The 26,225-nt window shown below is 67.2% G+C and carries 25 protein-coding genes and 1 pseudogene; 20 read left to right on the top strand and 6 right to left on the bottom strand.

Features of this window, described 5'->3' with window-relative positions:
• A pseudogene (locus QMX82_RS20620) lies at positions 1-566 on the top strand (MFS transporter); the annotation flags it as partial.
• A gap of 31 nt (positions 567-597) precedes the next feature.
• Here the strand turns inward: QMX82_RS20620 and QMX82_RS20615 are convergent.
• From QMX82_RS20615 to QMX82_RS20595, 5 genes are read right to left on the bottom strand one after another with little or no spacing between them, the layout of a single operon-like run.
• Complete coding sequence (locus QMX82_RS20615; RefSeq protein WP_208691514.1) at positions 598-2,139, bottom strand: APC family permease; 1,542 nt, start codon at positions 2,137-2,139, stop codon at positions 598-600.
• Between the two features lie 58 nt (positions 2,140-2,197).
• A complete protein-coding gene (locus tag QMX82_RS20610; RefSeq protein ID WP_208691515.1) occupies positions 2,198-2,944 on the bottom strand; it encodes a gamma-glutamyl-gamma-aminobutyrate hydrolase family protein in 747 nt (248 codons plus the stop codon).
• Between the two features lie 45 nt (positions 2,945-2,989).
• Entirely contained in the window at positions 2,990-4,267 is a 1,278-nt protein-coding gene (locus tag QMX82_RS20605; protein ID WP_208691516.1) for an NAD(P)/FAD-dependent oxidoreductase, read from the bottom strand.
• Positions 4,268-4,322: 55 nt separating this feature from the next.
• The gene (locus tag QMX82_RS20600) at positions 4,323-5,816 is read right to left on the bottom strand and encodes an aldehyde dehydrogenase (protein ID WP_208691517.1); all 1,494 of its coding nucleotides are present in this window, start codon (positions 5,814-5,816) and stop codon (positions 4,323-4,325) included.
• 11 nt (positions 5,817-5,827) lie between these two features.
• A complete protein-coding gene (locus tag QMX82_RS20595; protein WP_282287058.1) occupies positions 5,828-7,210 on the bottom strand; it encodes a glutamine synthetase family protein in 1,383 nt (460 codons plus the stop codon).
• 203 nt (positions 7,211-7,413) lie between these two features.
• On the opposite strand from QMX82_RS20595, the gene QMX82_RS20590 reads away from it, so the two are divergent.
• Positions 7,414-8,301 carry a LysR family transcriptional regulator gene (locus QMX82_RS20590; protein ID WP_282287056.1) on the top strand — a complete coding sequence of 296 codons (888 nt, stop codon included), beginning with the start codon at positions 7,414-7,416 and terminating at the stop codon, positions 8,299-8,301.
• A 283-nt stretch (positions 8,302-8,584) separates the two neighbouring features.
• Entirely contained in the window at positions 8,585-8,797 is a 213-nt protein-coding gene (locus QMX82_RS20585) for a hypothetical protein (RefSeq protein ID WP_158896673.1), read from the top strand.
• 93 nt (positions 8,798-8,890) lie between these two features.
• Here the strand turns inward: QMX82_RS20585 and QMX82_RS20580 are convergent, their stop codons facing one another.
• Positions 8,891-9,886 carry a LacI family DNA-binding transcriptional regulator gene (locus QMX82_RS20580; protein WP_282287054.1) on the bottom strand — a complete coding sequence of 332 codons (996 nt, stop codon included), beginning with the start codon at positions 9,884-9,886 and terminating at the stop codon, positions 8,891-8,893.
• A 161-nt stretch (positions 9,887-10,047) separates the two neighbouring features.
• Between QMX82_RS20580 and QMX82_RS20575 the strand changes: the two genes are divergently transcribed.
• The 17 genes from QMX82_RS20575 (at position 10,048) to QMX82_RS20495 (ending at position 26,135) form a co-directional block, all read left to right on the top strand.
• The gene (locus QMX82_RS20575; protein WP_282287052.1) at positions 10,048-11,214 is read left to right on the top strand and encodes a Gfo/Idh/MocA family protein; all 1,167 of its coding nucleotides are present in this window, start codon (positions 10,048-10,050) and stop codon (positions 11,212-11,214) included.
• Positions 11,215-11,216: 2 nt separating this feature from the next.
• A complete protein-coding gene (locus QMX82_RS20570; RefSeq protein WP_208691522.1) occupies positions 11,217-12,287 on the top strand; it encodes a sugar phosphate isomerase/epimerase family protein in 1,071 nt (356 codons plus the stop codon).
• 47 nt (positions 12,288-12,334) lie between these two features.
• The gene (locus tag QMX82_RS20565; RefSeq protein ID WP_282287049.1) at positions 12,335-13,570 is read left to right on the top strand and encodes an MFS transporter; all 1,236 of its coding nucleotides are present in this window, start codon (positions 12,335-12,337) and stop codon (positions 13,568-13,570) included.
• Between the two features lie 351 nt (positions 13,571-13,921).
• Entirely contained in the window at positions 13,922-15,472 is a 1,551-nt protein-coding gene (locus QMX82_RS20560; protein WP_282287047.1) for a sugar ABC transporter ATP-binding protein, read from the top strand.
• Positions 15,473-15,509: 37 nt separating this feature from the next.
• A complete protein-coding gene (locus QMX82_RS20555; protein WP_027602020.1) occupies positions 15,510-16,496 on the top strand; it encodes an ABC transporter permease in 987 nt (328 codons plus the stop codon).
• Positions 16,497-16,526: 30 nt separating this feature from the next.
• Entirely contained in the window at positions 16,527-17,471 is a 945-nt protein-coding gene (locus QMX82_RS20550) for an ABC transporter substrate-binding protein (protein WP_133860903.1), read from the top strand.
• Between the two features lie 14 nt (positions 17,472-17,485).
• Positions 17,486-18,502 (top strand): aldo/keto reductase, encoded by a 1,017-nt coding sequence (locus QMX82_RS20545; RefSeq protein ID WP_282287038.1) that lies wholly within the window; start codon positions 17,486-17,488, stop codon positions 18,500-18,502.
• Positions 18,503-18,613: 111 nt separating this feature from the next.
• Positions 18,614-19,624 carry a zinc-binding alcohol dehydrogenase family protein gene (locus QMX82_RS20540; protein ID WP_282287036.1) on the top strand — a complete coding sequence of 337 codons (1,011 nt, stop codon included), beginning with the start codon at positions 18,614-18,616 and terminating at the stop codon, positions 19,622-19,624.
• A 39-nt stretch (positions 19,625-19,663) separates the two neighbouring features.
• Positions 19,664-20,002 (top strand): L-rhamnose mutarotase, encoded by a 339-nt coding sequence (locus QMX82_RS20535; protein ID WP_208691528.1) that lies wholly within the window; start codon positions 19,664-19,666, stop codon positions 20,000-20,002.
• Positions 20,003-20,066: 64 nt separating this feature from the next.
• Positions 20,067-20,774 (top strand): FadR/GntR family transcriptional regulator, encoded by a 708-nt coding sequence (locus tag QMX82_RS20530; protein ID WP_158897078.1) that lies wholly within the window; start codon positions 20,067-20,069, stop codon positions 20,772-20,774.
• 130 nt (positions 20,775-20,904) lie between these two features.
• On the top strand, positions 20,905-21,789 hold the full coding sequence (locus QMX82_RS20525) for a MurR/RpiR family transcriptional regulator (RefSeq protein ID WP_208691529.1): 885 nt from the start codon (positions 20,905-20,907) through the stop codon (positions 21,787-21,789).
• 200 nt (positions 21,790-21,989) lie between these two features.
• On the top strand, positions 21,990-22,838 hold the full coding sequence (locus QMX82_RS20520) for a transporter substrate-binding domain-containing protein (protein WP_282287030.1): 849 nt from the start codon (positions 21,990-21,992) through the stop codon (positions 22,836-22,838).
• A gap of 8 nt (positions 22,839-22,846) precedes the next feature.
• Positions 22,847-23,464 carry a DUF1989 domain-containing protein gene (locus QMX82_RS20515; protein ID WP_208691531.1) on the top strand — a complete coding sequence of 206 codons (618 nt, stop codon included), beginning with the start codon at positions 22,847-22,849 and terminating at the stop codon, positions 23,462-23,464.
• 10 nt (positions 23,465-23,474) lie between these two features.
• The gene (locus tag QMX82_RS20510) at positions 23,475-24,116 is read left to right on the top strand and encodes an urea carboxylase-associated family protein (protein ID WP_282287026.1); all 642 of its coding nucleotides are present in this window, start codon (positions 23,475-23,477) and stop codon (positions 24,114-24,116) included.
• A gap of 3 nt (positions 24,117-24,119) precedes the next feature.
• The gene (locus QMX82_RS20505) at positions 24,120-24,773 is read left to right on the top strand and encodes an amino acid ABC transporter permease (protein WP_282287024.1); all 654 of its coding nucleotides are present in this window, start codon (positions 24,120-24,122) and stop codon (positions 24,771-24,773) included.
• Entirely contained in the window at positions 24,773-25,432 is a 660-nt protein-coding gene (locus QMX82_RS20500; protein ID WP_282287022.1) for an amino acid ABC transporter permease, read from the top strand. Before QMX82_RS20505 ends, QMX82_RS20500 begins: the two co-directional genes overlap by 1 nt.
• Positions 25,433-25,451: 19 nt before the next feature.
• A complete protein-coding gene (locus tag QMX82_RS20495) occupies positions 25,452-26,135 on the top strand; it encodes an urea carboxylase-associated family protein (protein ID WP_282287020.1) in 684 nt (227 codons plus the stop codon).
• The last annotated feature ends 90 nt before the right edge of the window (positions 26,136-26,225 follow it).

The following is a 26,225-nucleotide window of genomic DNA, read 5'->3' as shown; positions in this document are numbered from 1 at the left end:
CCATCCTCGGCGTGGTCTTTACCTGGATGCTGGCCCACAACCTGCTCTACACCTATATCGCGCCCTTCGTCGCCCAGGCCGGCCTGGGCGATCAGGTCGACCGGGTGCTGCTGACCTTCGGGGTGGCCTCGCTGGCGGGGATCTGGATCACCGGGCGGATCGTCGATCACAGCCTGCGGCGGGCCGTGCTGGTGAGTCTTGCCGGCTTCGCCGCGATCGCGCTGCTACTGGGGCTTAACCGGGATTCGGCACTGCTGCAGTACCTGGGCGTCTTCGGTTGGGGCCTGACCTTTGGCGGCGCGGCCACCCTGCTGCAGACCGCCCTGGCGGATACCGCCGGGAGTGGTGCCGATGCGGCCCTGGCGATGAACGTGGTGACCTGGAACAGTGCCATCGCCGGGGGTGGCATCCTCGGCGGGCTGTTGCTGGAAGGCATCGGCCCCCAGGCCCTGAGCTGGGCCGTGGTGGCGCTGGCCCTGGGCGCCCTGGCCATAGCCACCAGTGCCCGGCGCCACGGCTTTCCCGCCGGCACCCGGGCGAGCGGTTCAGCCGTCCTGGGTCACTGAGCCTGGGGGCGGGCGCCCTGCCCGCCCCCATTCAGCCCTGGTGCGGGACCGCCTCCAGGGTCTCGCCCTGGAAGAACGCCGGCGCACGCCAGCGGGCGAACAGCATCAGTGCCAGACCCAGCCCCAGAATCACCACGGCGATGATGAACACCAGGCCGATGCCGCCGAGGTGGGAGCCACTGCCGAAGTCCGGCGAGAGGCTGGCGAGGGCGGTCTGCCAGAAGATCACCGAAAGGATGAGGGCGCCGAGCAGCGGACAGAGGCCGCGCAGCAGCGCATGGCGCAGGCTGGCGAACAGGCTGCGGCGGAAATACCAGACGCAGGCGTAGGCGGTCAGCGAGTAGTAGAAGCAGATCATCATGCCCAGGGCGGTGATGGTGTCGGCCAGGACGTTGTCGCTGAGGATGCGCATGACCACATAGAAGCCGCCGGTGGCGATGCCGGCGGCAATGGTGGCATAGCGCGGCGTGCGCGATCTCGGGCAGATGTGGGCGAAGCGCCGCGACACCGCGCCGTAGTATCCCATCGCCAGCAGGGTGCGCGCGGGCGAGATGAAGGTGGACTGCAGCGAGGCGGCGGTACTGGCCAGCACCGCGATGGACATCAGGATCGCCAGCGGCCCCATCACCGGACCGGCCAGGTGGGCGAAGACGTTTTCCTGGATCTCCGGATTGCCCAGGCCCAGACCGGCGTCGCTGATGCCGGCGAATTGCAGGGTCGCCGCGGCGGTGAAGAGGTACAGCAGCAGGATCAGGAGCACCGTGACCGTGGCCGCCCGCCCTGGCACCTTCTGGCTGCCCACCGACTCTTCGCTCACCGTCAGGCAGACATCCCAGCCCCAGAAGATGAAGATCGACAGCGACAGCCCGGCGGCGAAGGCGGAAAAGGACTCGACGTTGAAGGGGTTGAACCACTCCGGGTGGAAGACCACCGGCGCCGCCGCGGGCGCAGCGTTGAAGGCCGCCAGGGAAAAGCCGATCAGCACCAGCAGCTGCAGGGCCACCAGGCCGTACTGGACACTCATGGTCATGCCGATGCCGCGACAGCTGATCCAGACCGCGATGGCGATGAACACGCAGCAGGTGACGACGTTCACCAGCAGGTGCTGCGACAGCGTGGCCAACTCCGCCCGGCCGCTGAGCTGGGCGAGGAACAGGTAGAAGAAGTCCACCGCCACGCCGGCGAGGTTGGAGAGGACGATGGTGGTGGCCGTCACCAGCCCCCAGCCACCGATCCAGCCGATCATGGGTCCGAAGGCGCGGGTGGACCAGGTAAAGGAGGTGCCGCTGTCCGGATCGACGGCGTTCAGCTCGCGATACCCCAGGGCCACCAGCAGCATCGGCAGGAACCCGACGATGAAGACCGCGGGCAGATAGACGCCTACTTCGCGCACGGTGGGACCCAGGGCGCCGGTCAGGGTGTAGACGGGGGCGATGGTGGAAATGCCCAGCACCACGCAGGCGAGCAGCCCCAGGGAGCCGGCAGCCAGGCCCTTGGCGGACGGATCGGCCAGGGCTGTCGGCCCGGCGGTATCCGAGCCGCCGGCCGGCGTGCCCTTGCGCTGTTCAGTCATAGGTCTCTGCCCTGCGATTGGAATTGTTATTCAGCGTCCGGCGTAGGCGGCAAGGTGCCTAGCGCGCGGCGGCATGGCGCTGGCAGGCGTCGCGAAAGGCGTCCAACAGCGCCAGGGATTCGGGGTTGTCGCGGAAATTCCACTCGGGATGCCACTGCACGCCGACGACGAAGCCCGGGGCGTCGGCCAGGGAGACCCCTTCCACCAGGCCATCCGGCGCCTGGGCCTCGATGCGCAGTCCGGGCGCCAGGCGCGCGATGCCCTGGCTGTGCAGCGAATTCACCTGGAAGCTGGCCGGCAGGCCGAGGCGCTCGAATACCCCACCGGGCGGCACCGCGACCGGATGGGTGGGCGCGTACTGCTCGGCGAGCAGCTCGCTCTGGGGTTCGCGATGGTCGTCATGCCCGGGTAGTTCCTGCACCCGCTGGTGCAGGCTGCCGCCGAGGGCCACGTTCAGCTCCTGGAAACCGCGGCAGATGCAGAACACCGGGATGCCGCGGTCGATGGCCAGGCGCAGCAGCGGCAGGGTGTAGGCGTCGCGGGCGGCATCGTGCTGGGTGCCGGCGAGACTCGCCGGTCCCTGGTAGTGATGGGGCTCGACGTTGGACGGCGAGCCGGTGAACAGCAGGCCGTCCAGGTGCGCCAGCAGCGCCTGCGGATCGCTCGGCACGCTGCGCGCCGGCAGCACCACCGGCACACCGGCATGACCCGCCGCCTCGACGTACTTGTCGCCGACGGTATGGGAATCGTATTTGCCGAGCGTCTGCCGGCACGCCGTCACGCCGATCAGGGGCATAGGGGACATGGCTTATCTCCAGAGAGCCCGCCGGTTCGCGGCGGGCGGACAGGGTCAGATACCGAGGCGATCGCGCAGCTGGTAGTAGGTCGCGCCCAGTGCGGTGAAGGGCACGCGCAGCAGCTGCCCGCCCGGGAAGGGATAGTGCGGCAGGCCGGCGAAGGCATCGAAGCGCTCGGCCTGGCCGCGCAGCGCCTCGGCCAGCACCTTGCCCGCCAGGTGGGTATAGGTGACGCCGTGACCGCTGCAGCCTTGGGAGTAGTAGATGTTGTCGCCGAGGCGGCCCACCTGGGGCAGGCGCGACAGCGTCAGCAGGAAGTTGCCGGTCCAGGTGAAGTCGATCTTCACGCCCTTGAGCTGCGGGAAGGTCTGCAGCATCTTCGGCCGGATGATCGCCTCGATGTCCGCCGGATCCCGCGCGCCATAGACCACGCCACCGCCGTAGATCAGCCGGCGATCGGCGCTGAGACGGAAGTAGTCGAGCAGGTAGTTGCAGTCCTCCACGCAATAGTCCTGGGGCAGCAGGCTGCGCGCCATGTCCTCGGACAGCGGCTCGGTGGTGAGCACCTGGGTGCCGCAGGGCATGGACTTGGCGGCCAGCTCCGGCACCAGCCCGCCCAGGTAGGCGTTGCCGGCCACCACCACGAAGCGCGCCTTCACCTGGCCCTGAGAGGTGTGCACCACGGGGTTGGCGCCGCGGTCGATGCGGGTGGCCGCGCTCTGCTCGTAAATCTTGCCGCCCAGGGACGCCACGGCCGCCGCCTCGCCCAGGGCCAGGTTCAGCGGGTGGATATGGCCGCCGCTCATGTCCAGCAGGCCGCCCAGATAGCGATCGGTACCGACCACCGCGCCGATTCCGGCCTTGTCGAGCAGTTGCAACTGGGCATGGCCGTAGCGCTCCCAGAGCTTTTGCTGGGCTTCCAGGTGACCGAGCTGCTTGCCGGTCAGGGCGGCGAAGACGCCGCCGTCCTTGAGATCGCACTGGATGTCGTAGCGGGCGATGCGCTCGCGAATGATGCGCCCGCCTTCGAAGGCCATCTCGCCCAGCAGTTGCGCCTGCCTGGGCGGCAACTGGCGTTCGATGGTATCGATGTCGCGGCTGTAGCTGTTGACGATCTGGCCACCATTGCGCCCGGAGGCGCCGAAGCCGACCCGCGCCGCTTCCAGCACCGTCACGCTGAAGCCATGCTCCAGCAGGAACAGCGCGGTGGAAAGCCCGGTGTAACCGGCGCCGATGACGCAGACGTCGCTGTCGACACTGCCTTGCAGCGCCGGGTATTCGGTGTGGAGGTTGCGCGAAGCCGCGTAGTAACTGCCGACGTGTTGTTGCATGGTGAGGGTCCTCTGCCTACGGCCCCGGCGCGAACGCCCGGGCCGCCGCGCCTGTTCAGAGCTTGATCCAGGTCGCCTTGAGTTCGGTGTATTTGTCGAAGGCGTGCAGCGACTTGTCGCGTCCGTTGCCGGATTGCTTGAAGCCACCGAAAGGCGCCGTCATGTCGCCGCCATCATACTGGTTGACCCAGACACTGCCCGCACGCAAGGCGCGGGCCACGCGATGGGCGCGGGAAAGGTCACGGGTCCAGACGGCGGCGGCCAGGCCATAGGGGGTGTCGTTGGCGATACGCACGGCCTCTTCTTCGTCATCGAAGTCGATCACCGCCAGCACCGGGCCGAAGATCTCTTCCCGGGCGATGCGCATGGCGTTGTCCACCCCGTCGAAGATGGTCGGGGTCACGTAGCTGCCGCCGGTCTCGCTCAGGGCCCGCGCGCCACCGCTCACCAGCCGGGCACCCTCGGCGCGGCCGGCTTCGATGAAGCCCAGCACGGTACGCAGATGGCCCTCGTCCACCAGGGCGCCGACGCGGGTGTCGGGATTCAGGGCATGACCCGGCGCCCAAGCCTGCAGCGCCTCCGCCACCAGGGCCAGGAAGCGCGCCTTGATCGAACGCTCGACCAGCAACCGCGAGCCGGCGATGCACACCTCGCCCTGGTTGAAGGCGATGGCCGCCGCGGCCGCTTCGGCCGCCGCCCCCAGGTCCGGGGCGTCGGCAAAGACGATGTTGGGACTCTTGCCACCCGCTTCCAGCCAGACGCGCTTCATGTTCGACTCGCCGGCATAGACCAGCAGCTGCTTGGCGATGCGGGTGGAACCGGTAAAGACCAGGGTGTCGACGTCCGGATGCAGCGCCAGCGCCTGGCCGACGGTGTGGCCGTAGCCGGGCAGCACGTTGAACACCCCCGCCGGGATACCGGCCTCCAGCGCCAGGGCGGCGATACGGATGGCGGTCAGCGGCGACTTCTCGGACGGCTTGAGGATCACCGAGTTGCCGGTGGCCAGCGCCGGCCCGAGCTTCCAGCAGGCCATCATCAGGGGGAAATTCCAGGGCACGATGGCCGCGACCACCCCGACCGGCTCGCGGGTCACCAGACCCAGCTGGTCGCGCGGGGTGGGCGCCACCTCGTCATAGACCTTGTCGATGGCCTCGGCGCTCCAGCGCAGGGCGTTGGCCGCCGCCGGCACGTCGATGGCGAGCGAGTCGCTGATCGGCTTGCCCATGTCGAGGGTTTCCAGCAGGGCCAGCTCCTCGGCATTCGCCAGCAGCAGCTCGGCGAAGGCGATCAGCACCCGCTTGCGCTGCGCCGGCGCCTGATGCGCCCAGTCGCCCCGCGCGAAACTCGCCCGGGCGGCCCGTACGGCCCGCTCGGCATCCTCGGCCATGCAACTGGCCACCCGCGCCAGCTGCCGACCATCCACCGGACTCAGGTCGTCGAAGGTCGCACCGCCCAGGGCGGCCTGGTAGCGGCCGTCGATGAAGGCGCGGGCTTCGATGGTCAATGCCTGGGCGCGCTGCTCCCAGTCCTGTTGCGTCAGCACGGTCATGATCACGCCTCCTAGACGGTATGCAGATACCAGTTGTATTCGAGATCGGAGATGGTGGTCTCGAACTCCTCCAGCTCGGCCTCCTTGCAGGCGACGAAGATGTCGATGTACTCGGGGCTGATGTACTGATTCATCACCGCGCTATCGTCCAGCCGGCGCAAGGCATCGCGCAGGTTGTTCGGCAGGCTCTGTTCGAGCTGTTCGTAGGAATTGCCGCTGACCGGAGCGCCGGGCTCCAGGCCCTGGGTCATGCCGTGATGAATGCCGGCGAGGATCGAGGCCATCATCAGATAGGGATTGGCGTCGGCCCCGGCGACGCGGTGTTCGATGCGGATCGCCTCGCTGCTGCCGGTGGGCACACGCACCGCCACGGTACGGTTGTCCAGGCCCCAGCTCGGGGCGTTGGGCACATAGAACTGGGCACCGAAGCGGCGATAGGAATTGACGTTCGGGCAGAGGAAGGCCATCGACGCCGGCAGGGTTTCCAGGATACCGGCGATGGCATGGCGCAGCGGCGCATGGTGCTCGGGATCATTGGTGGCGAAGATGTTCTGCCCGGTCTGCTTGTCCAGCAGCGAGATGTGTACGTGCAGACCGTTGCCGGCCTGACCGGGATAGGGCTTGGCCATGAAGGTGGAATCCATCTCATGGTCGTAGGCGATGTTCTTGATCAGCCGCTTGAGCAGCACCGCATGGTCGCAGGCCTTGATGGCGTCCTCGACGTGGTGCAGGTTGACCTCGAATTGCGCCGGCGCGGATTCCTTGACGATGGCGTCGGCCGGCAGCCCCTGCTCCTTGGCGCCTTCGAGCATGTCCTGCAGGCAATCCACATACTCGTCCAGGTCATCGATCAGATAGACCTGGGTGGAGACCGGTCGCTTGCCTGAGATCGGCGAGCGCGGCGGCTGCGGCCGGCCGTTCACGTTCTCCTGGTCGATCAGATAGAACTCCAGTTCGAAGGCGGCGCAGATGGTCAGGCCCAGGTCGTCGAACTTCTTCACCACCCGCCGCAGCACCTCGCGCGGATCGGCGAAGAACGGCGAGCCGTCCTGCTCGTGCATGGTCATCAGCAGTTGCGCGGTCGGGCGCTTCTGCCAGGGCTCGTAGCTCAGGGTACCGGGGATGGGAAAGCAGGTGCGGTCGGCATCGCCGATGTGCAGGCCCAGGCCGGTGCTTTCCACCGTGGAGCCGTTGATGTCCAGGGCGAACAGCGAGGCCGGCAGGTTGATGCCGCGCTCATAGACCTTGGAGAGACTGGCCCGCTCGACGCGCTTGCCCCGGATGACGCCGTTCATGTCGGTGATCAACAGATCGACGTACTGGATTTCCGGGTGCTCCTTGAGAAAGCCGTTGGCTTCGGTGAGCTGGACGACGCGGGGGGATATCGAATTCATGGGAGGCATCCTTGACGCTGGCCCGCTTCGTTGTGCTTGCTCGTGCGGGTCTGGCAGCGTGGCTGTGGGCGGTGTTTGCTGCAGGCGCCGACCCTCTTTGCCAAGGTCCGCCCTTCCACCTGATTGCCCTCGACGGGCTGGGCCAGTATAAATTGGCATGAGCGCAACCCATATCGGCGAATTGGCAAAGGAAGAATGCACGGATGCAATATCAGATAGGCCATGCCGATCTCAAGCTGATCCTCGCCCTGGTGCGCGGCCGGACCCTGGCCAGGGCTGCCGAGCAGCTGCAGGTGGACGTCTCCACGGTGTTTCGCGCCATCCGCAAGCTCGAAGCCAATCTGCAGGTCGCGCTGTTCGACAAGACCCGCCGCGGCTACACCCCGACCCAAAGTGCCAAGGCCCTCGCCGAACAGGCCGAGCGCGCCGAACAGGCGCTGGAGGCGGCGCGCATCGCCCTCACCCAGGGCGAGAACGTCATCAGCGGCACGGTCCGCCTGACCTGCACCGATGCCGTGCTGCGCAGCCTGCTCCTGCCGGGGCTCGCCGAGCTCATGCCGCGCTATCCGGCGGTCGCCCTGGACGTCGCCACCTCCAACACCTTCGCCAGCCTGAGCCGGCGGGATGCGGACATCGCCCTGCGCCTGTCCAACGCCCCGCCGGAACACCTGATCGGCCGGCGGCTCGGTCGCAGCTCCTACTTCGTCTGCGGTCACGAGCGCTATCGCGCCGGTTACGGCCAGCTGGCCACCGAACTGCCCTGGATCGCCCCGGACGATTCCCTCGCCGATCACGTCTCGGTCACCTGGCTGCGCCAGGCCTACCCCAGCCTCACCCCGCGCTATCGCTGCAGCAGCATGTCCTCGGTCGGCAGCCTGGTCGGCGCCGGTCTCGGGGTGGCCCCCCTCCCCGACTTCATGATCAGCAGTCTGGACGGCGTCGAGCGCCTGGGTCCGGCGCTGCCCGGTTGCGACACCGATATCTGGCTGCTGACCCGCCCGGACAATCTGTCGCTGCGCTCGGTGCAGATCCTCTTCGATGAGTTGGCGAATCTGTTGAAAGCCCGGATAGCGGACGTTTGCCAGGCCTGACGCGCAGCGCTGGTTCGTCGATCGAAGAAGTCCTGCCCCTGAACCCTTCACCGTTGGGGTGCCATCAACGTCGAGCCTGGCTTGGGGTTTCGCCGAATCCTTCACGACGGTTCTGCAGAAAGGGTGACTAGCGCCCGTCACCCTGTTCGCTGGCTATCCGCGGTGCTGCGTCAACCCCTGGAAGCAGCATTCTCACGCACGTCGTCGGCGACGAACCACCTCAACAAAGCCGCTTGCCAGACGATATCGAGGGTCATGGTGGTCAGTTAACACGGAGACAAGGATGAGCAGCCGCCTCGCCATACCCGACAATCCCGACCGCGATTGCCTGTTGAACATTCACCGGTTGCTGACGCGAAGAATCGATCAGCTCCGCGAAGTGGATATGGGCAGCCCGGAATTGCAGGACATCCTCTTTCAATTTGAAGCCCTGACGGCGGAAACCATCCAGCTGGTCGAGGAAGTCGCCGTTAGGCTGGCGACCGAGCCGCATTAGCGGGCAGCGGCCGCCGTGCTCCAGGGCGACGAGCTGTCCGGCGCGATCCCGAACAACCCGAGCGACGATAGCCGGTTCTGCCGCGCCCGAGTGTCAGCGGCCGTGGCAGGCCCCGGTACTCCCTCGCACCACCAGTTCGAAGGGCAGCACCACCTCCCGGGTGGTCGGCGCCGCGCCGCTGAGGATCTCCAGCAACAGGGCCACCGCTCGCTGGCCGAAGGCCTCCGCTGGTTGGGCGATGGTGGTCAGCGGGGGATCGCTGTAGGCGGCGAAGGCGATGTCGTCGAAGCCCGCCAGTGACAGGTCCTCGGGCACCCGCAGGCCCGCGCCGCGAAGGCTTTGCAGGGCGCCGATCGCCATCTCGTCGCTGCAGCAGAACAGCGCGGTGGGCCGTTCCGGTAGCCTCAGCAGCGCCCGGGCCGCGGCGGCGCCGGCGGCCAGGGTGAAATCGCCCGGGTGCAGCAGATCCGGGTCCAGCGGGATGCCGGCCCGGGTGAGCGCCGCCTGGTAACCGGCCAGGCGCTCCAGGGTCAGCGGGCTGTCTTCCGGCCCCTTGATCAGGGCGATGCGCCTGTGACCGAGCGCCAGCAGGTGTTCGGTCAGGCTGCGGGCGGCGGCACGGTTGTCCAGCCGCACCTTGGGCCAGGTGTGCTCGGCTAGCACCTCACAGGCATTCACCACCGGCGGTGCGTCGGGGTCACCGGCGAAGGGATCGAAGGCGCGCAACTGGATCACCCCGTCCGCCTGCCGCGCATAGACCAGTTCGGCATACTCGCGCTCGCGGGCCTCGTCGCCCGCGGTATCGCACAGCAGCACCCGATACCCCGCCGCCTGGGCCGCCTGCTGGATGCCGGCGATGACGCGGGCGAAGAAGCTGTTGGCGATCAGCGGCACCAACACCACCAGATTGCCGGTACGTCGCGAACGGAACTGCACCGCCATCCCATTGGGCCGGTAGTTGGCCGCGGTCACGGCGGCCTGCACCCGTTCGCGGGTCGCTGGCGCCACCACCTCGGGATTCTTCAGGGTGCGCGACACGGTAGCGACCGATACCCCGGCCAGTTCGGCGACCCTGCGGATGTTGGACATGCGGCCTCGGAGAGCGGGGAAAGGCTGTCACTGTGCGCAAAGCCCTGCGTGCGGGCAAGCCGTACGTCCGCCGGGCGCTTGACTATCGACCGCCACGGGCTCCAAATACCCGCAGATGTAACCGGTTACACTCAAGACAATAATAAACCGAGGGTAAGAGGATGCAGGCGGAAACCGGCGGCAAGGTTCGCTACGGCATGATCGGTGGCGGCCAGGGCGCCTTCATCGGCGCGGCCCACCGACGCGCAGCGGCCCTGGATGGCGAACTCGAACTGGTCTGCGGCGCCTTCAGCCGTGATCCCGCCAACAACGGCGCGACTGGACGGGAACTCGGCCTGGCGCCCGCACGGGTCCATGCCTCCTGGCAGACCCTGCTGGCCGACGAGGCCCGGTTACCCCCCGAGCAGCGGATCGAGTTGCTGGTGATCGTCACGCCCAACGACCTCCATGTGCCCATCGCCCAGGCAGCCCTGACCGCCGGCTTCCACGTCTTCTCGGAAAAACCCGCGGGCATCTCGCTGGCCGAGGTACAGCGCCTGGCGGACACGCTGGCCGCCCTGCCCCTGCGCTACGCCTTGGCCCACAGCTACCTCGGCTATCCCCTGGTGTGGGAGGCCCGCGAGCGGGTCGCCCGCGGAGAGCTGGGGGCCCTGCGCAAGATCCATGTGGAATACCCCCAGGGCTGGCTCGCCCAGGACCTGGCCGCCACCGGCAATCGGCAGGCAGCCTGGCGCGACGATCCGGCCGCCTCCGGCCCGGGCGGTTGCCTGGGCGACATCGGCACCCATGCCTTCAGCCTCGCCGAATTCATCGGCGGCCAGCCCATCACCCGCCTCAGCGCCCAGCTGCGCAGCCACCTGCCCGGTCGGCGCCTGGACGACGATGTCATGGTGCTGTTCGAGACCACCGCGGGCGCCAGCGGCAGCCTATTGGCCAGCCAGGTCTGCATTGGCGAGGAAAATGGCCTGCGCATCCGTCTCTACGGTGAGCGCGGCAGTCTGGAATGGCGGCAGCAGGAGCCCAACAGCCTGCTGCAGCGCAGCCTCGACCAACCGCCGCAGGACCTGCGCGCCGGCCTCGGCCTGCCCTGGCTCAGTGCCGGCACCCAGCAGCGCCTGCGCCTGCCCGCCGGGCACCCGGAGGGCTATCTCGAAGCCCTGGCCAATCTCTATCGCCAGCTGGCCGCGGCCATTCGCGATCCCGCCGATCCCGCGCCGGGCCTGCCCGGCATCCGCACGGGCTGGCGCGGCCTGGCCTTTATCGAAACCGCCCTGGCCAGCCATCGGCGCCAGGGCGCCTGGACCTCCCTACCGACCCCAGGAGCCTGAACATGGCCGCCAACGCTCGTCCCGGCCTCAAGGGCCCGGCGATCTTTCTCGCCCAGTTTCTCGATGACCAGCCGCCCTTCGACACCCTGCCCAACCTGGCGCGCTGGGCGGCGGACCTCGGCTACCGGGGCATCCAGCTGCCGACGCTGGGGCCCCAGTGCCCGAATCTGGAGCGCGCCGCCGCCAGCCAGGACTACTGCGACGAACTGCTCGGCCAGTGCGCCGACGCCGGAGTGGCCATCAGCGAACTCTCCACCCACCTGCAGGGACAACTGGTAGCCGTGCATCCAGCCTTCGGCGAGGCCTTCGACGCCTTTGCCCCGCCGGCACTGCGCGGCCGCCCGGAAGAGCGCCAGGCCTGGGCGGTCAAGCAGCTCAAGCTGGCCGCCAAGGCCAGCCGCCGCCTCGGTCTCAAGGCGGTGGCGAGCTTTTCCGGCGCCCTGCTCTGGCCCTATGTCTATCCCTGGCCGCAGCGTCCGGCGGGCCTGGTGGACGAAGGCTTCGCCGAGCTGGCCCGTCGCTGGCGCCCCATCCTCGACGTCTACGGCGAAGAAGGCATCGACCTCTGCTTCGAATTGCATCCCGGCGAGGACCTGCACGATGGCGCCACCTTCGAGCGCTTCCTGGCGGCGGTCGACGACCATCCCCGGGCGCGGATCCTCTATGACCCCAGCCATTTCGTCCTGCAGCAGCTGGACTACCTGGGCTTCATCGACCGCTATCACGCACGCATCGGCATGTTCCACGTCAAGGACGCGGAATTCCGTCCCGATGCCCGCAGCGGCGTCTATGGCGGCTACCAGGACTGGGCCGAGCGGCCGGGGCGCTTCCGCTCCCTGGGCGACGGCCAGGTCGATTTCGGCGCCATCTTCAGCAAGCTCACCCAGTACGGCTTCGACGGCTGGGCGGTGCTGGAATGGGAGTGCTGCCTCAAGGACGCGGCCCAGGGCGCGGCCGAAGGAGCGCCCTTTATCCAGCGTCACCTGATCCAGCCGGCCACCCGCGCCTTCGACGACTTCGCCGGCAGCGAGGCCGATCCGGCGCGCAATCGGCGAATGCTCGGCCTGGAGTAAGGACCCCCTCGTTTTTTCGTCACATAACCCACAACAAGGAAACGACGATGAACGCACTTTCGCTACGCCTGAGCACCCTGATGTTCCTGCAGTTCTTCATCTGGGGCAGCTGGTTCGTCACCCTGGCGACCTTTCTCGGCAACACCCTGGGCGCCAATGGCGGCCAGATCGGCCAGGCCTTCGCCACCCAGTCCTGGGGCGCGATCCTGGCGCCCTTCGTGATCGGCCTGATCGCCGATCGCTACTTCAACGCCGAGCGCATCCTCGGCCTGCTGCACCTGGCCGGTGCGGTGCTGCTCTACCAGCTCTATGCGGCGGCCGATTTCACCACCTTCTATCCGCTGGTGCTGGCCTACATGCTCTGCTACATGCCGACCCTGGCGCTGGCCAATTCCGTGGCCTTCCGCCACCTGGCCGATCCGGCCCGGCAATTCGCCAGGATCCGCGTCTGGGGCACCCTGGGCTGGATCGCCGCCGGCCTGGCGATCAGCTTCGTCTTCGCCTGGGACAGCCGCAGCGGCATCGCCGCCGGCGCCCTGCGCAACACCTTCCTGCTCGGCGCCGCGGCCTCCCTCCTCCTCGGTTTCTACAGCTTCAGCCTGCCGCGCACCGCGCCGCTGCCGGCCACCCGCGGCGGACTGGGCGCGATGCTCGGCCTGGACGCCCTGCGCCTGCTCAAGGACCGCAGCTTCGCGGTGTTCTTTGCCGCCTCGGTGCTGATCTGCATTCCGCTGGCCTTCTACTACCAGAACGCCAACCTCTTTCTCGCCGAACTGGGGGTGGCCAATCCCACCGGGATGATGACCCTCGGCCAGGTGTCCGAGGTGGGCTTCATGCTGCTCCTGCCGCTGTTCATCCGCCGCTTCGGCCTCAAGCGCACCCTGCTGGTGGGGATGCTGGCCTGGGCGGTGCGCTATGGCTGCTTCGCCCTGGGTGCCCAGGGTGACGCCCTCGCCTACCTGCTGCTGGGCATCGCCCTGCATGGGGTCTGCTACGACTTCTTCTTCGTCTCCGGGCAGATCTATACCGACGCCAAGGCGGGCGCAGCAGACAAGAGCGCGGCCCAGGGCCTGATCACCCTGGCCACCTACGGCGTGGGCATGCTGGTCGGCTTCCGGGTGGCCGGCACGGTCTCGGATCACTATGCCAGCGCCGCCGGCCATGACTGGCAGGGCATCTGGCTGTTCCCGGCGGTGTTCTCCCTGGGCGTGCTGCTGGCCTTTCTGGTCAGCTTCCGCGACGCCCGCCCGGCGCGTGCCGGCGCGGCTGCGCCCGTGCGCTAGGACCTCTCGGTCGGTGGCCCGGCCTGAATAGCGTCGGGCCACCCAAAGCGCCTTTCCCCAGATACTTCAGATGGACCCATGGACCAGACGTTGCGCCTGTTGGTCTGCCCTTTCCGTTTCCCTCCCGCACCAGTCTGTCCACCAAGCCACGCCCTGCTGAACGCCTGGTCCGTCCGTCAGCCATCACCGACCTTGCGCACTGACGTCTTCACCAACCCGTTCGGATGCCTGGCAAGACCAATTCTAAAAAATCAAATTGGTCTTGCCAGATATCCGAACGGGGGTGTAGCTTTCCCTGCCATGGATCTCACATAGGGCAATGACCCTAGAACAACAAAAAGAGAGAGCACCATGCTGGATACCCCATCGCCCCGCGGCGAAGGTGGCGGCCCCGTACCGGCCGCGCCCGCGCCCTGCCTGACGCTCGAAAAAATTTCCAAGCGCTTTCCCGGCGTCGTGGCCCTCGACGACGTCAGCCTCAGCCTCTACCCGGGTGAAGTCCACGCCATCTGCGGCGAGAACGGTGCCGGCAAGTCCACCCTGATGAAGATCGTCAGCGGCCAGCAGCCGCCGGACGAGGGGCGGATCCGCTACCTCGGCGAAGAGCGGCACTTCAAATCCGTGTCGGAAGCCGAGCATGTCGGCATCGCCATCATTCACCAGGAACTCAATCTGGTGCCCCACCTCACGGTGGCGGAAAACATCTTCCTGGCCCGCGAGCCGGCGCGCTTCGGCCTGATCGACAGACGCAAGATGCAGGCGGACACCGAAGCCTGCCTGGCGCGCCTGGGCGTGGCCATCAGCCCCCGCGCCCCGGTGGCCAAGCTGTCGGTGGCCCAGCAGCAGATGGTGGAGATCGCCAAGGCGCTGTCGCTGGACGCCCGGGTGCTCATCCTCGACGAACCGACCTCCTCGCTGACCGAAAGCGAAACCCAGGCACTGTTCAAGGTCATACAGGACCTCAAGGCGCGCGGCGTCGGCATGCTCTACATCTCCCACCGGCTGGACGAGATGCGCCACATCGTCGACCGGGTAACCATCCTGCGCGACGGTCGCTACGTCTCCACCCAACGCTTTGCCGACACCAGTGTCGACGCCATAGTGGCGGGCATGGTCGGGCGCTCCCTCGACGAGAAATTTCCGCCGCGCACCTCGGTGCCCACCGGCGAGGTGCTGCTGCGGGCGCAAGGCCTGAGCCGCAAGGGGGTCTTCCAGGACATCAGCTTCGAATTGCGCCGCGGCGAGATCCTCGGCTTCGCCGGCCTCATGGGCGCCGGGCGCACCGAGATCGCCCGGGCGATCTTTGGCGCCGATCGGCTGGATGCCGGCCAGGTGGAAATCAACGGCCGCGCGGTCACTATCCGCAGTCCGCGCGACGGCATCGACCAGGGCATCGCCTACCTGTCCGAAGACCGCAAGAAGGACGGCCTGGCGGTCAAGATGACCCTGGCGCACAACCTGACCCTGGCCAATCTGGATGCCCTCTGCGGGCCGCTGGGCTTCATCCGCTTCAAAGAGGAGGCGCGGGTCGCCCAGGACTACGTGCGGCGGCTGGACATCCGCACGCCCTCGATCGACAAGGTCACCCGCTACCTCTCGGGCGGCAACCAGCAAAAGATCATCATCGGCAAATGGCTGTTCCGGGACGCCCGGATCATGTTCTTCGACGAGCCCACCCGGGGGATCGACGTCGGCGCCAAGTACGCCATCTACGAAATGATGGACCAGCTGGCGGCCCAGGGCATCGGTGTCGTCCTGATCAGTTCGGAACTGCCGGAATTGCTGGGCATGAGCGATCGGATCCTGGTCTTTCACGAAGGTCGCCTGACCGGTGACGTCGAGACCCGGGCCACGTCCCAGGACCAGATCATGCACTACGCCTCCGGCTGCACGTCGCACTGACGGCAGGTCGTCCACGCGTGTCGAGCGAGACAGAGAAATGACCGAAAAACAAAAAGAATTTCTGCAGAAGTTTGGCGCCCTGGTCAGCCTGCTGGCCCTGATCGCGGTGTTTTCCTCCATGAGCAGTGCCTTCCTCACCATGGGCAACGGCATGAGCGTGGCCTTGCAGGTCACCTCCATCGCCTTTCTCGGCCTCGGTGCGACGGCGGTGATCATCACCGGCGGCATCGACCTCTCGGTGGGCTCGGTGCTGGCCCTGGCCGGCGTGGCCAACGCCATGGCGGTCAAGGCCGGGGCGTCCATCGAGGTGGGCATCCTGGTCGGGCTGATCGTCGGCGGGATCTGCGGCGCGATCAACGGCCTGTTCGTGACCCTGGTCAAGCTGCCGCCCTTCATCGCCACCCTGGGCATGATGCTGGTGGCCCGCGGCCTGGCGCTGCGACTGACCGATGCCCAGCCCATCTCCGGCCTCGGCGCCGCCTTTGGCGTACTCGGCAACGGCACCCTGGGCCGCATCGAACGCATCGGCGACGACGGCTTTCCCAACGTGATCTTTCCGGGCATCCCCTACCCGGTGATCATCATGATCGTCCTGGCCATCGCCCTGTGGCTGGTGCTCAGCCGCACCCGCCTGGGCCGCCACATCTATGCCGTGGGCTCGAACGCCGAAGCGGCCCGGCTCTCCGGGGTCAAGGTGCGCGCGGTCACCCTCTTCACCTATGTGCTGTCCGGCGTGCTGGCCGGCCTGACCGGCGCGGTGCTGATGTCGCGCCTGGTCACCGCCCAACCGAACGAAGGGGTGATGTACGAACTGGACGCCATCGCCAGCGCGGTGATCGGCGGCACCTCGCTCTCCGGTGGCATCGGCAGCGTGTCGGGCACCCTGATCGGCGCCTTCACCATCGGCGTGCTGCGCAACGGCCTCAACATGCTCGGCGTCTCCAGTTTCACCCAGCAGATCATCATCGGCCTGGTGATCCTGCTGACCGTCTGTATCGACCAGCTCCGCAACCGCAAGAAGTGAACCCTCGATAACAACAACAAGGAACGACCGATGAAAAACTTCAAGAAAGTGGTCCTGGGTGTCGCCCTCTCCGCCGCGACCTCCCTGGCGCTGGCCGGTAACGGCGAAATCGCCGTCATCGTCAAGAGTGCCAACTCCAACTACTGGCAGAACGTGCAGAAGGGCGTGCAGGAAACGGCCAAGCAGCACACCAGCTACAAGGTCACCTTCCAGGGACCGGCCTCGGAATCGGCGATCGCCGACGAGGTGAACATGGTGGTCAATGCCGTCAACCGCGGCGTCTCGGGCATCGTGCTGGCGCCGTCCGACCCGGACGCCCTGGTGCCGGCCATCAAGCAGGCCTGGGAAGCCCATATCCCGGTGGTGCTGATCGACTCCTCGGTGGCGGAAAGCGGCGCGCCCTACTACCAGTCCTTTCTCTCCACCGACAACAACAAGGCCGGCGAGCTGTCCGCCCAGCGCATGATCGAGAAGGTCGGCAAGACCGGCAAGATCGCCATCATGTCCTATGTGCCGGGCACCGGTTCGGAAACGGGCCGGGTCGGCGGCTTCCGCAAATACCTGGAGCAGCATTCGCAGCTGACCGTGGTGGGCCCCTTCTATTCCCAGTCGCAGATGGCCAACGCCCTCAACCAGACCACCGACGTCCTGGCCTCCAATCCCGACCTCAAGGGCATCTACGGCGCCAACGAACCGACCGCGGTCGGCATGGCGCGGGCCATCGCCCAGTCCGGCAAGGCCGGCAAGCTGCAGGCCATCGGCTTCGACGGCAACGAGGATCTGCAGGGCTTCGTGCGCGACGGCACCCTGGACGCCATCGTGGTGCAGAGTTCCTATCGCATGGGCCTGGAATCGGTCGCCACGGTGATCAAGGTCATCGAGAAGCAGAAGGTGCCCAAGTTCATCGACACCGGCGTCCTGCTCATCGACAAGGCCAATCTGGACAGCCCTGACGCCCGCAACGTGCTCTATTGAGCGGAGGCCTGGCGATGAATCTCTCCGAACGGCGTCCCCTGGCGAAAAGCCCGCTGGCCCTGCCGGTGCTCGGGCTCGGCTGCTCCCAGCTGGGCGGACTGTACCGGGACATGCCCCTGCAGCAGGCCGTCGACACCCTGGCCGGCGCCTGGCAGCAGGGCATCCGCTATTTCGATACGGCGCCCTTCTATGGCTATGGCCGCTCGGAGCATCGCCTCGGGGCCTTTCTCGACGAATTGCCGCGGGATAACGTCGTGCTCAGCAGCAAGGTGGGCCGGCTCCTCGCGCCCAACGGCAGCGAGCGCGCCAACGACGACGGCTGGGCCCGGCCACTGCCCTTCAAGCCGGTCTATGACTACAGCTACGACGCCATCCTCAGGTCCCATGAAGACAGCCTGCAGCGACTGGGGCTGGCGCGGATCGACATCCTCTATGTGCACGACATCGGCCGCCGCACCCATGGCGAGCGGCATGACCGGCACTGGCAGGCGCTGACCCGCGGCGGCGGTTTCCGCGCGCTGGAAGAGTTGCGCGGCGCTGGCCAGATCCAGGCCATCGGCCTGGGCGTCAACGAATGGGAGGTCGTGGTCGACAGCCTCGACGAGTGCTCGCTGGACTGCACCCTGCTGGCCGGTCGCTACACCCTGCTGGAGCAGGAGAGCCTGAGCCCCCTGCTCGATCGCTGCCTGGCCCAGGGCCACGCCATCGTCGCCGGCGGGGTGTTCAATTCCGGGATCCTCGCCGGTGGCCAGCACTTCGACTATGGCGCCGCGCCGCCAGCGGTGGTGGCCAAGGTGCGGGCCCTGCAGGCTGTCTGCGCCGAATTCGCGATCCCGCTGGCCGCCGCGGCCCTGCAATTTCCCCTGGCGCACCCGGCGGTCGCCTCCGCGGTCATCGGCGCGCGCAGCGCCGAGCAGGTGGCCAGCAACGTGGCCTGGCTGCAGACGCCCATTCCGGCGGAATTCTGGAGCACCCTCAAGCAGCGTGGCCTGCTGGACGCCGAGGCCCCCGTGCCAGGAGCCCCGGCATGAAATTGCACAGCCCTAGCCACCCCGCTCCCGGGCGCCGGACGCTGGCTGCCATTCCCGGCGCGCGCCGCGCCATGAATCCAATGTGCATCCCGAGCGATGCGGAGTCTTCCTATGCTGACCGTCATCTGTGAAAAACCCGGCCTGCTGGTCTCCCGCGATACCCCCAAGCCCGCCCGTGGCGCAGGCGAAACCCTGATCCGCATCCGCCGGGTCGGCGTCTGCGGCACCGACCTGCACATCTACGAAGGCAACCAGCCCTATCTGGAATACCCGCGGGTGATGGGCCACGAGATTTCCGGCGTCGTCGAGGCAACCGACGACAGCGGGCGCCTGCAGGCGGGGGACATCGTCTATGTGGTGCCCTACCTGTCCTGCGGCGAGTGCATCGCCTGCCGCCAGGGCAAGACCAACTGCTGCACCAAGATCGCGGTCCTGGGCGTGCACCGCGACGGCGCCCTGACCGAATATCTCAGTCTGCCCGACCGCTTCGTCTTCAAAGCCGAGGGCCTCACCCTCGACCAGGCGGCCATGGTGGAATTTCTCGCCATCGGCGCCCATGCCGTGCGCCGTTCGGGGCTGGGCCAGGCACAGCGCGTGCTGGTGGTGGGCGCCGGCCCCATCGGCATGGCGGCGGCGATCTTCGCCGGCATCGCCGGGGCTCAGGTCACCGTCCTCGACACCCGCACCGATCGCCTGGAATTCTGTCGCCAGCACCTGCAGGTCGCGGCCACGGTCACCGTCGGTGACGGCGACAAGGACGAACTGGCGCGGCTGACCGACGGCGACTTCTTCGATGTGGTGTTCGACGCCACCGGCAACGCCCGCGCGATCGAGCGGGGTTTCGAATTCGTCGCCCATGCCGGCAGCTATGTGCTGATCTCGGTGGTCAAGGATCACATCCGCTTCGCCGATCCCGAATTCCACAAGCGCGAGACCACCCTGCTGGGCAGTCGCAACGCCACCGCCGAGGATTTCCAGCATGTCGAGCGCTGCCTGCGCGAGGGCCTGATCCCGGACGCGGCACTCAATACCCACCGCCTGCAACTGGCCGAGCTGCCCACCCGCTTCGCGGAGCTGCTGGACCCGGCCCGCGGCGTCGTCAAAGCCATCGTCGAAATCTGAACGGGTCTGATCGGCCGCCACCGGCCGAGGAGCGAGAACATGACACGCTACTGTCTGCTGCTGGACCTGCGGGACGACCCCGCGCTCATCGCCGAATACGAACGCCAGCACGCGGCGGTCTGGCCCGAGGTCATCGCCCATCTGCGCGAAGCCGGCGTCGCCAACATGACCATCTGGCGACTCGGCTGTCGGCTGACCATGCTGCTCGAAGCCGGACCGGACTTCTCCTTCGACCGCCTGCACGAGCTGGAACAGCGCAATCCCAGGATCCAGGAATGGGAAACCCTGATGGCGCGCTATCAGCTGTCCTCGCCCGAGGCGGGATCGGAGAAGTGGCAGCTGGCGACCCCGCTGTTCGAGCTGGCCGCCCTGCCCTGAGCCGCTGGCGCCGAACCGGGTAGCCCATGAGATACTGAAGCCCTTGAAGATGCAGGTTTCATCGATGACGCTGCCCACTGCCACCACCGAAAGAAAGCTCTACCAGAAGATCGCGGATCGCCTGCGCCAGCATATCCGCGAGGGCGCCATCGAAGCCGGTACCCGTTTGCCGCCGGAGCGCGATCTGGCGCTGTTGCTGGGCGTCTCCCGGCCGTCGCTGCGCGAAGCCCTGATCGCCCTGGAAATCGAAGGCAGCATCGAGGTCCGCCAGGGCTCCGGCATCTATGTGAACGCCGCGCTGCTGAACAATGGCGCCCGGACCTCCACCCTTGGCGAAAGTCCTTCGGAACTGATGCACGCCCGGGCCATGATCGAGGGCGCGACCATCGTGCTGGCCTGTTCCCTGGGCGGCAAGGCCGATTACCGCTACCTGGCGAAGTGCATCCAGAACATGAGCGACAAGATCGCCCAGGGACTTTCGCCCATGGAGGACGATCGCAAGTTCCACTGCCGCCTGGCCCGGATGAGCGGCAACTCCACGCTGGTACGCATCATCACCTCGCTGTTCGACGAGCGTCACAGCCCCCTCTCCACCCACGTCGCCGAGCAGACCGAAAGCCAGAAGACCTGGGGCGTCGCCGTGGCCGAACACGAAGCCATCCTGCGCGCGGTGGAAGCCCGCGACCTGATCGGTGCCCAGACCGCCATGCGCCACCACCTGCTCTGTTCGGAAGCGCGCTGGCTCGAGGGATTCGCCTCCAGCGAGGATTGAAGACGCCGCGTCCGCGGGCCTGGCTCAATACCTGCCGCACCGCCAGCGTCGGCGGCTACCCGGGAGCACTACGCTCGGCAACGCCTTTGCCGCTAGACTGCAGCCTCCCTTTGCAGATCAGAGCCGCTCGATGCTGCCATCCGACCAGACTCGGCTACCGCCACCCACCTCCCTGGAGAGTCGGATCAAGGCACGCTACGAACAGATGTCGGTCGTGGAGCAGAAGCTGTCCGACGTGATCCTGGCCGCGCCTGGCCAGCTCGCCATGCAGACCGCCACCGAGCTGGCCACCCGTGCCGGCGTCTCCAAGGCCACCGCCACACGCTTCTTCCGTACGCTGGGCTATGCCTCCTACGAAGAAGCCCGGCGCCAGGCCCGGACGCTACGTGGAGAGGGATCACCGCTCTATCTGCAGGACCGTGGCGCCGCCGAGCGCACGGTCGATGACCTCCTGCAGCATCATCTGGAGCAGGAACTGGCCAACGTCCGGCAGACCTATCAGTCGCTGAATCAGGACGAACTCTTCGCCGCCGTGCACGCCATCGTCGGTGCCCGGCGGGTGGTCATCATCGGCTTTCGGCATAGCCAGACCATCGCCCACATGGTCCGCAGCCACCTGATCCAGGTCCGCGGTGACATCCTGCTGCTGCCCTCGCCCGGCGACAGCCTGGCCGAATATCTCGCCAGCCTGGGGCCGGACGATGTCGCCATCTGCATCGGGCTGCGGCGGCGGATGCCGCAACTCGAGAAGGCCATGGCCGTGATGGGCCAGCTGGGGGTCCGCATGCTCTACCTGGCCGATGTCCTGGCCGGTAGCCCCGCTCAGCTGGCGACCTGGGTGATCCGCTGCCACACCGAAAGCACCCTGATGTTCGACAGCAACAGCAGCGTCTCGGCCATCACCAATCTGCTGTGCTCCCTGGTCGGCAAGGAACTGACCGGCCGCAAGATCTCCCACCTGGAGACCGCCGAGCGTCTGCACCAGCAACTGGAAGAGCTGGACAACCCCCGCTGACGCACCATTTCAATTCGTCATGCACCGGATAAAGGCAGCGGAGCGAATCCATGCCGAAGCCTAAGAAACAAAAGTTTCAAATACAATTAAAAAGAAACATTAGTTTCTTCAAGGGGTTACGGCGCTCGCTACGGCAACCGCCCGAGATGGCATGCTTTCTGCGATGAGGCCTGGGTCCTTCCTTCGACCTAGGCGCTCCCATGACCTCTCTTGCTTACCGCTGTGCCATGACGCTTTCCGCCCTGGCCTTCGGGCTCGGCCTGCTGGGCGCTGCCAGCGCCGACACCCTCGATAACGTGAAAGCCCGCGGCAAGCTGGTGGTGGCCATAGATCCCACCTTCGCGCCCTACGAGTACACGGACGCCAGCGGCACCATCGTCGGCTATACACCGGAAATCATGCAGCGGGTAGCCGCCAGACTGGGCGTCGCGCTCGAGTACCAGAAGATGGCCTTCAGCGGCATCATCCCGGCGCTGATCGCCGGCTCCGTCGACGCCGAAGGCTCCTCGCTCAACGTCACCGCCGAGCGCGCCGCCAAGGTTCTCTTCACCGTCCCCTTCGGCAAGAGCGTCAACGCGGTCCTGGTGCGTGCCGACGAGACCCGGGTGACGGCTACCCCGCTGACCGTCGAAGCCCTTTCCGGCCTGACCGCTGCGGTCAAGGCCACCACCGCGCCTGAACAGCTGCTCAGGCAGTTCAACGGCCAACTGAAGGCGCGGCAGCTCCCGCCGATCAAGATCATCAGTGTCGACAGCGTCGACCAGACCCTGGCCGCGCTCATGACCCGCCGCGCCGATTTCGTCTTCGACGATCTCACCGTGCTGGGCGGTCTGACCAAGCAGCTGCCCGGCAAGGTCAAGCAGGTCGGCGAACTGGGTGACAGCCAGTGGATCAGCTGGGCCACCCGCAAGGACGACGCGCGCCTGAACAAGGTGATCAGCGACGAAATCATCGCCCTTGGGCAATCCGGCGAACTGAAAGCGCTGCAACAGCGCTATCTCGGGGTCAGCTTCGACCTGCCCACCGCCGACTTCATCCCCCGCCAGTGAGTCTTCCCATGCCTTGCCCAACCCATCACGTGCACGTCCCGGCCGGGCACGGCCGGACTTTCGAGATCCGTGCCGGCCAGTACCTCACCATCATCGACACCGACGGTCAGCAGGCGGCGGACTTCGTCGCCGTCGTGCGGGGCCGGCTGGAGGAGCAGCTGTCCCCGGTGCACACCCGCCGCCGCCTCAATTCGCTGTTCTTCACGATTGGCGACTGCCTCTACTCCACCGCCGACGAGCCGCTGCTGGAAGTGATCGCCGACACCATCGGCGTCCACGATGCCAATGTGCCCGCCTGCGACCCGACCCGCTTCAGCGTCGATTTCGGCGTGGACGGCCACCGCAACTGCCTGGACAACCTGCACGAAGGCCTGGCCGGCTACGGCCTGCTGGCGGTCAACGTGCCGGAGCCCTTCAACCTGTTCCAGAACGGACCGGTGACCGCCGACGGCCGCATGCAGGTCACCGACCCCAGGAGCAAGGCAGGCGATCACGTGGTGTTCCGGGCGCTCAAGGACCTGGTCTGCGCCGTGTCCTCCTGCCCGCAGGACATCATTCCGGGCAATGGCCTGCACGTGACGCCCATCGATATCCGCATCGCCGACACCGCCCCCACTCCCGCCTGAGGAACGCCCCATGCTGTTGATGAAAGAACACCTCGACGAACGCGCGCCGCTGCCCGTGCTGCGGGTCGAGATCCGCGCCGGAAGCGCCGGTTCGATCGCCGTGAAGCGGGGTCAGTTGCTGCGCATCGAAGCCCTGGACGCCGGTGTGGTGGCCAGCCTGTTCGGCTTCAGCGAGGGGGAGCCCATGGTGCATCTCTCGGTCCATCACACCCGGGTTTTCAGCAACTCCTATGTCCTGGGCTCGGGCATGCGGCTGGTGAACAACCGGCGGCGCCCGGTGATGGTCCTGGGCCAGGACAGCCTGGGCACGCATGACCTGCTGCTGCCCGCCTCCACCAGCGCCTTCCTGCGCAGCCGCGGCTATGCGCAGACCGGCTGCGTCGAAGCGGTACAGGCCGAGCTCGCGCGGCTGGGTCGGCGCCAGCCCAAGCTTCCGGACCCCGTCAACCTGTTCATGCATGTCGTGCTGGAACGCGATGGCAGCCTGCATCCCCAGCCGAACCGGACCAAGGTCGGCGACCGGATCACCTGCCGCGTGGTGCAGGACATGCTCTTCGTCGTCTCGACCTGCTGCACCGGCATTCCCGGCAACGATCAGGTCGGCGCCGTGGCGCTCGCGGTCGCGGAAAGCCTGAGCGACTTCCCGGAGTAAGCCGTGCTGGAACAGATGCTCAAGATCCTGCCGGAGCTGGGGCCCGGATTGCTGGTCACGCTCGAGCTGACGCTGGCCGCGGCGCTGCTCAGCTTCAGCGTCGGTCACCTCATCTGGTGGCTGCGCCAACACCAGGCCTGGCTGCCCAGCCGGCTGGGCCGCCTGTACATCAGCCTGATGCGCGGAACGCCTTCCATCGTCCAGCTGTTCCTGGTGTTCTTCTCGCTACCGCTGCTCGGCCTGGGCGGCAAACCGCTGCTGGCCGCGGTGCTCGCGCTCGGCCTGAACAGCGCCGCCTACACCGCGGAGATCCTGCGGGGAAGCTATCGCAACCTGGCCAGCGGCCAGACCGAGGCGCCCCTGGCCCTGGGACTCTCCCGCCTGCAGTGCTGGCGCCACGTCCTGGCACCCCAGGCGCTGCGCAGCAGCCTGCCGGCGCTGGTCAACGAATTCACGCTGATCGTCAAGACCACGCCCCTGGCGTCCGTGATCGCCGTGACCGAGCTGACCTACGCCGGACAGCTGATCATCGCCCGCACCTACGAGGCCGGACCGGTGATGCTGCCGGTCGTCGCCGGCTACCTGCTGGTGTGCTGGCCGATCCTGCTGCTCGCTCGGCGCCTGGAAGGGCGTTTCGCCACCGCGAGGAACGCCTGATGGATCCGGGCATCATCCTGGCCTACGCCCCGTCGCTGCTTGCCGGCCTGGTCTACACCCTGCAACTCTCCCTGATCACGGCGCTGCCCGCCCTGCTCCTGGCCGCCCTGCTGGCCTGGATCCGGCTGCGCGGCCGCCAGCCACTGCTCCAGCTGCTGGCGCGCGGCTACACCGACCTCATCATGGGCCTGCCGCTGCTGGTGCTGATCTATGTGCTCTTCTTCATCCTGCCGGAATACGGCCTCACCCTGTCCTCGCCCCTGGTGGGGGTCACGGCCCTGACCCTGTACTACGGTCCCTATCTGGCCCAGGTGCTGCGCGCCGCCTTCGCGGCCATTCCGCCAGGGCAATTCGAGGCCTGCAGCGCCCTGGGCATGTCCCGCTGGCAGAGCTTTCGCCATGTCGCCCTGGCCCAGGCGCTCCCCGTGGCCCTGCCGCCGGCGACCGGCCTGTTCATCGGCCTGCTGAAGGATTCGGCGCTGCTGTCGGTGGTCTCGGTCGAGGAGTTCATGTACGCGGCCAAGCAGGCCATTTCGGAAAGCTACGCCCCCCTGGAAATCTATCTGGCAGTCGCCCTGAGCTACTGGCTGGTCACGCTCGCCATCGATGCGGCCGCCGGCGCCTGGGAGCGCCGCCTTACCCGCCATCGCATCCACTAGTCACCCACGAGGTTCATCCATGTTCCATCCCCTCGCTTCCATCGTCGTACCCGCCGGTCACGGCAAGGCCGTCCGCCTGCGCGCCGGCCAAAGCGTGCAGGTCATCAATACCCACGGTACCCAAGTCGTCGACTGCTGGGCCTGGAATGCCTATGACCTCGACGAATACATGTGCATGGAGGCCACCCGGGTCTACACCCAGCACCTCAATCCCGTGGTCGGCGACAGCTTCGTCACCAGCGAGCGCCACCCGATCCTGACCGTGGTCGAAGACACCTCTCCGGGGGTCCACGATACCTTCATGGCGGCCTGCGACCGCCGTCGCTACGAACTGCTCGGATGCAGCCACTACCACCGGAACTGCACCGACAACCTGGTCGAAGGCATGCTGGAACTGGGTGTCACACCGCCCCGGCGCACCCTCGCCTCCTTCAATATCTTCATGAACATCCGGGTACAGCCGGACAATATCCATCTGGACACCCTGCCCACGGTGACCCGCCCGGGTGACTTCATCACCCTGCGCGCGGAAATGGACTGCTTCGTCGCCTTCTCGGCCTGCCCCCAGGATATCGTCAGCATCCAGGGGGAAGGCGACAACACGCCCAAGGACGCCGAGCTGCGCATCCTCGACGACGCCTATCCCCATATTCCGCTCCGGGGTCCCTGGGTGCCCGCCCATTTGGCGGCACGCTCGGGCTGAGCCGCGCTGGCCTGGCGTCACCTCGGGAGACGCCAGGCCGCGCCAGCATCCTGGTGGACTACGTCCAGTAGGCGATCAATCAGACCTGTG

Source organism: Pseudomonas sp. PS02302, assembly GCF_029959585.1.
Taxonomy (GTDB): domain Bacteria; phylum Pseudomonadota; class Gammaproteobacteria; order Pseudomonadales; family Pseudomonadaceae; genus Chryseomonas; species Chryseomonas aestiva.
The sequence above is the reverse complement of the archived record's forward strand: the minus strand, read 5'-3'. Positions and strand labels throughout refer to the sequence as shown.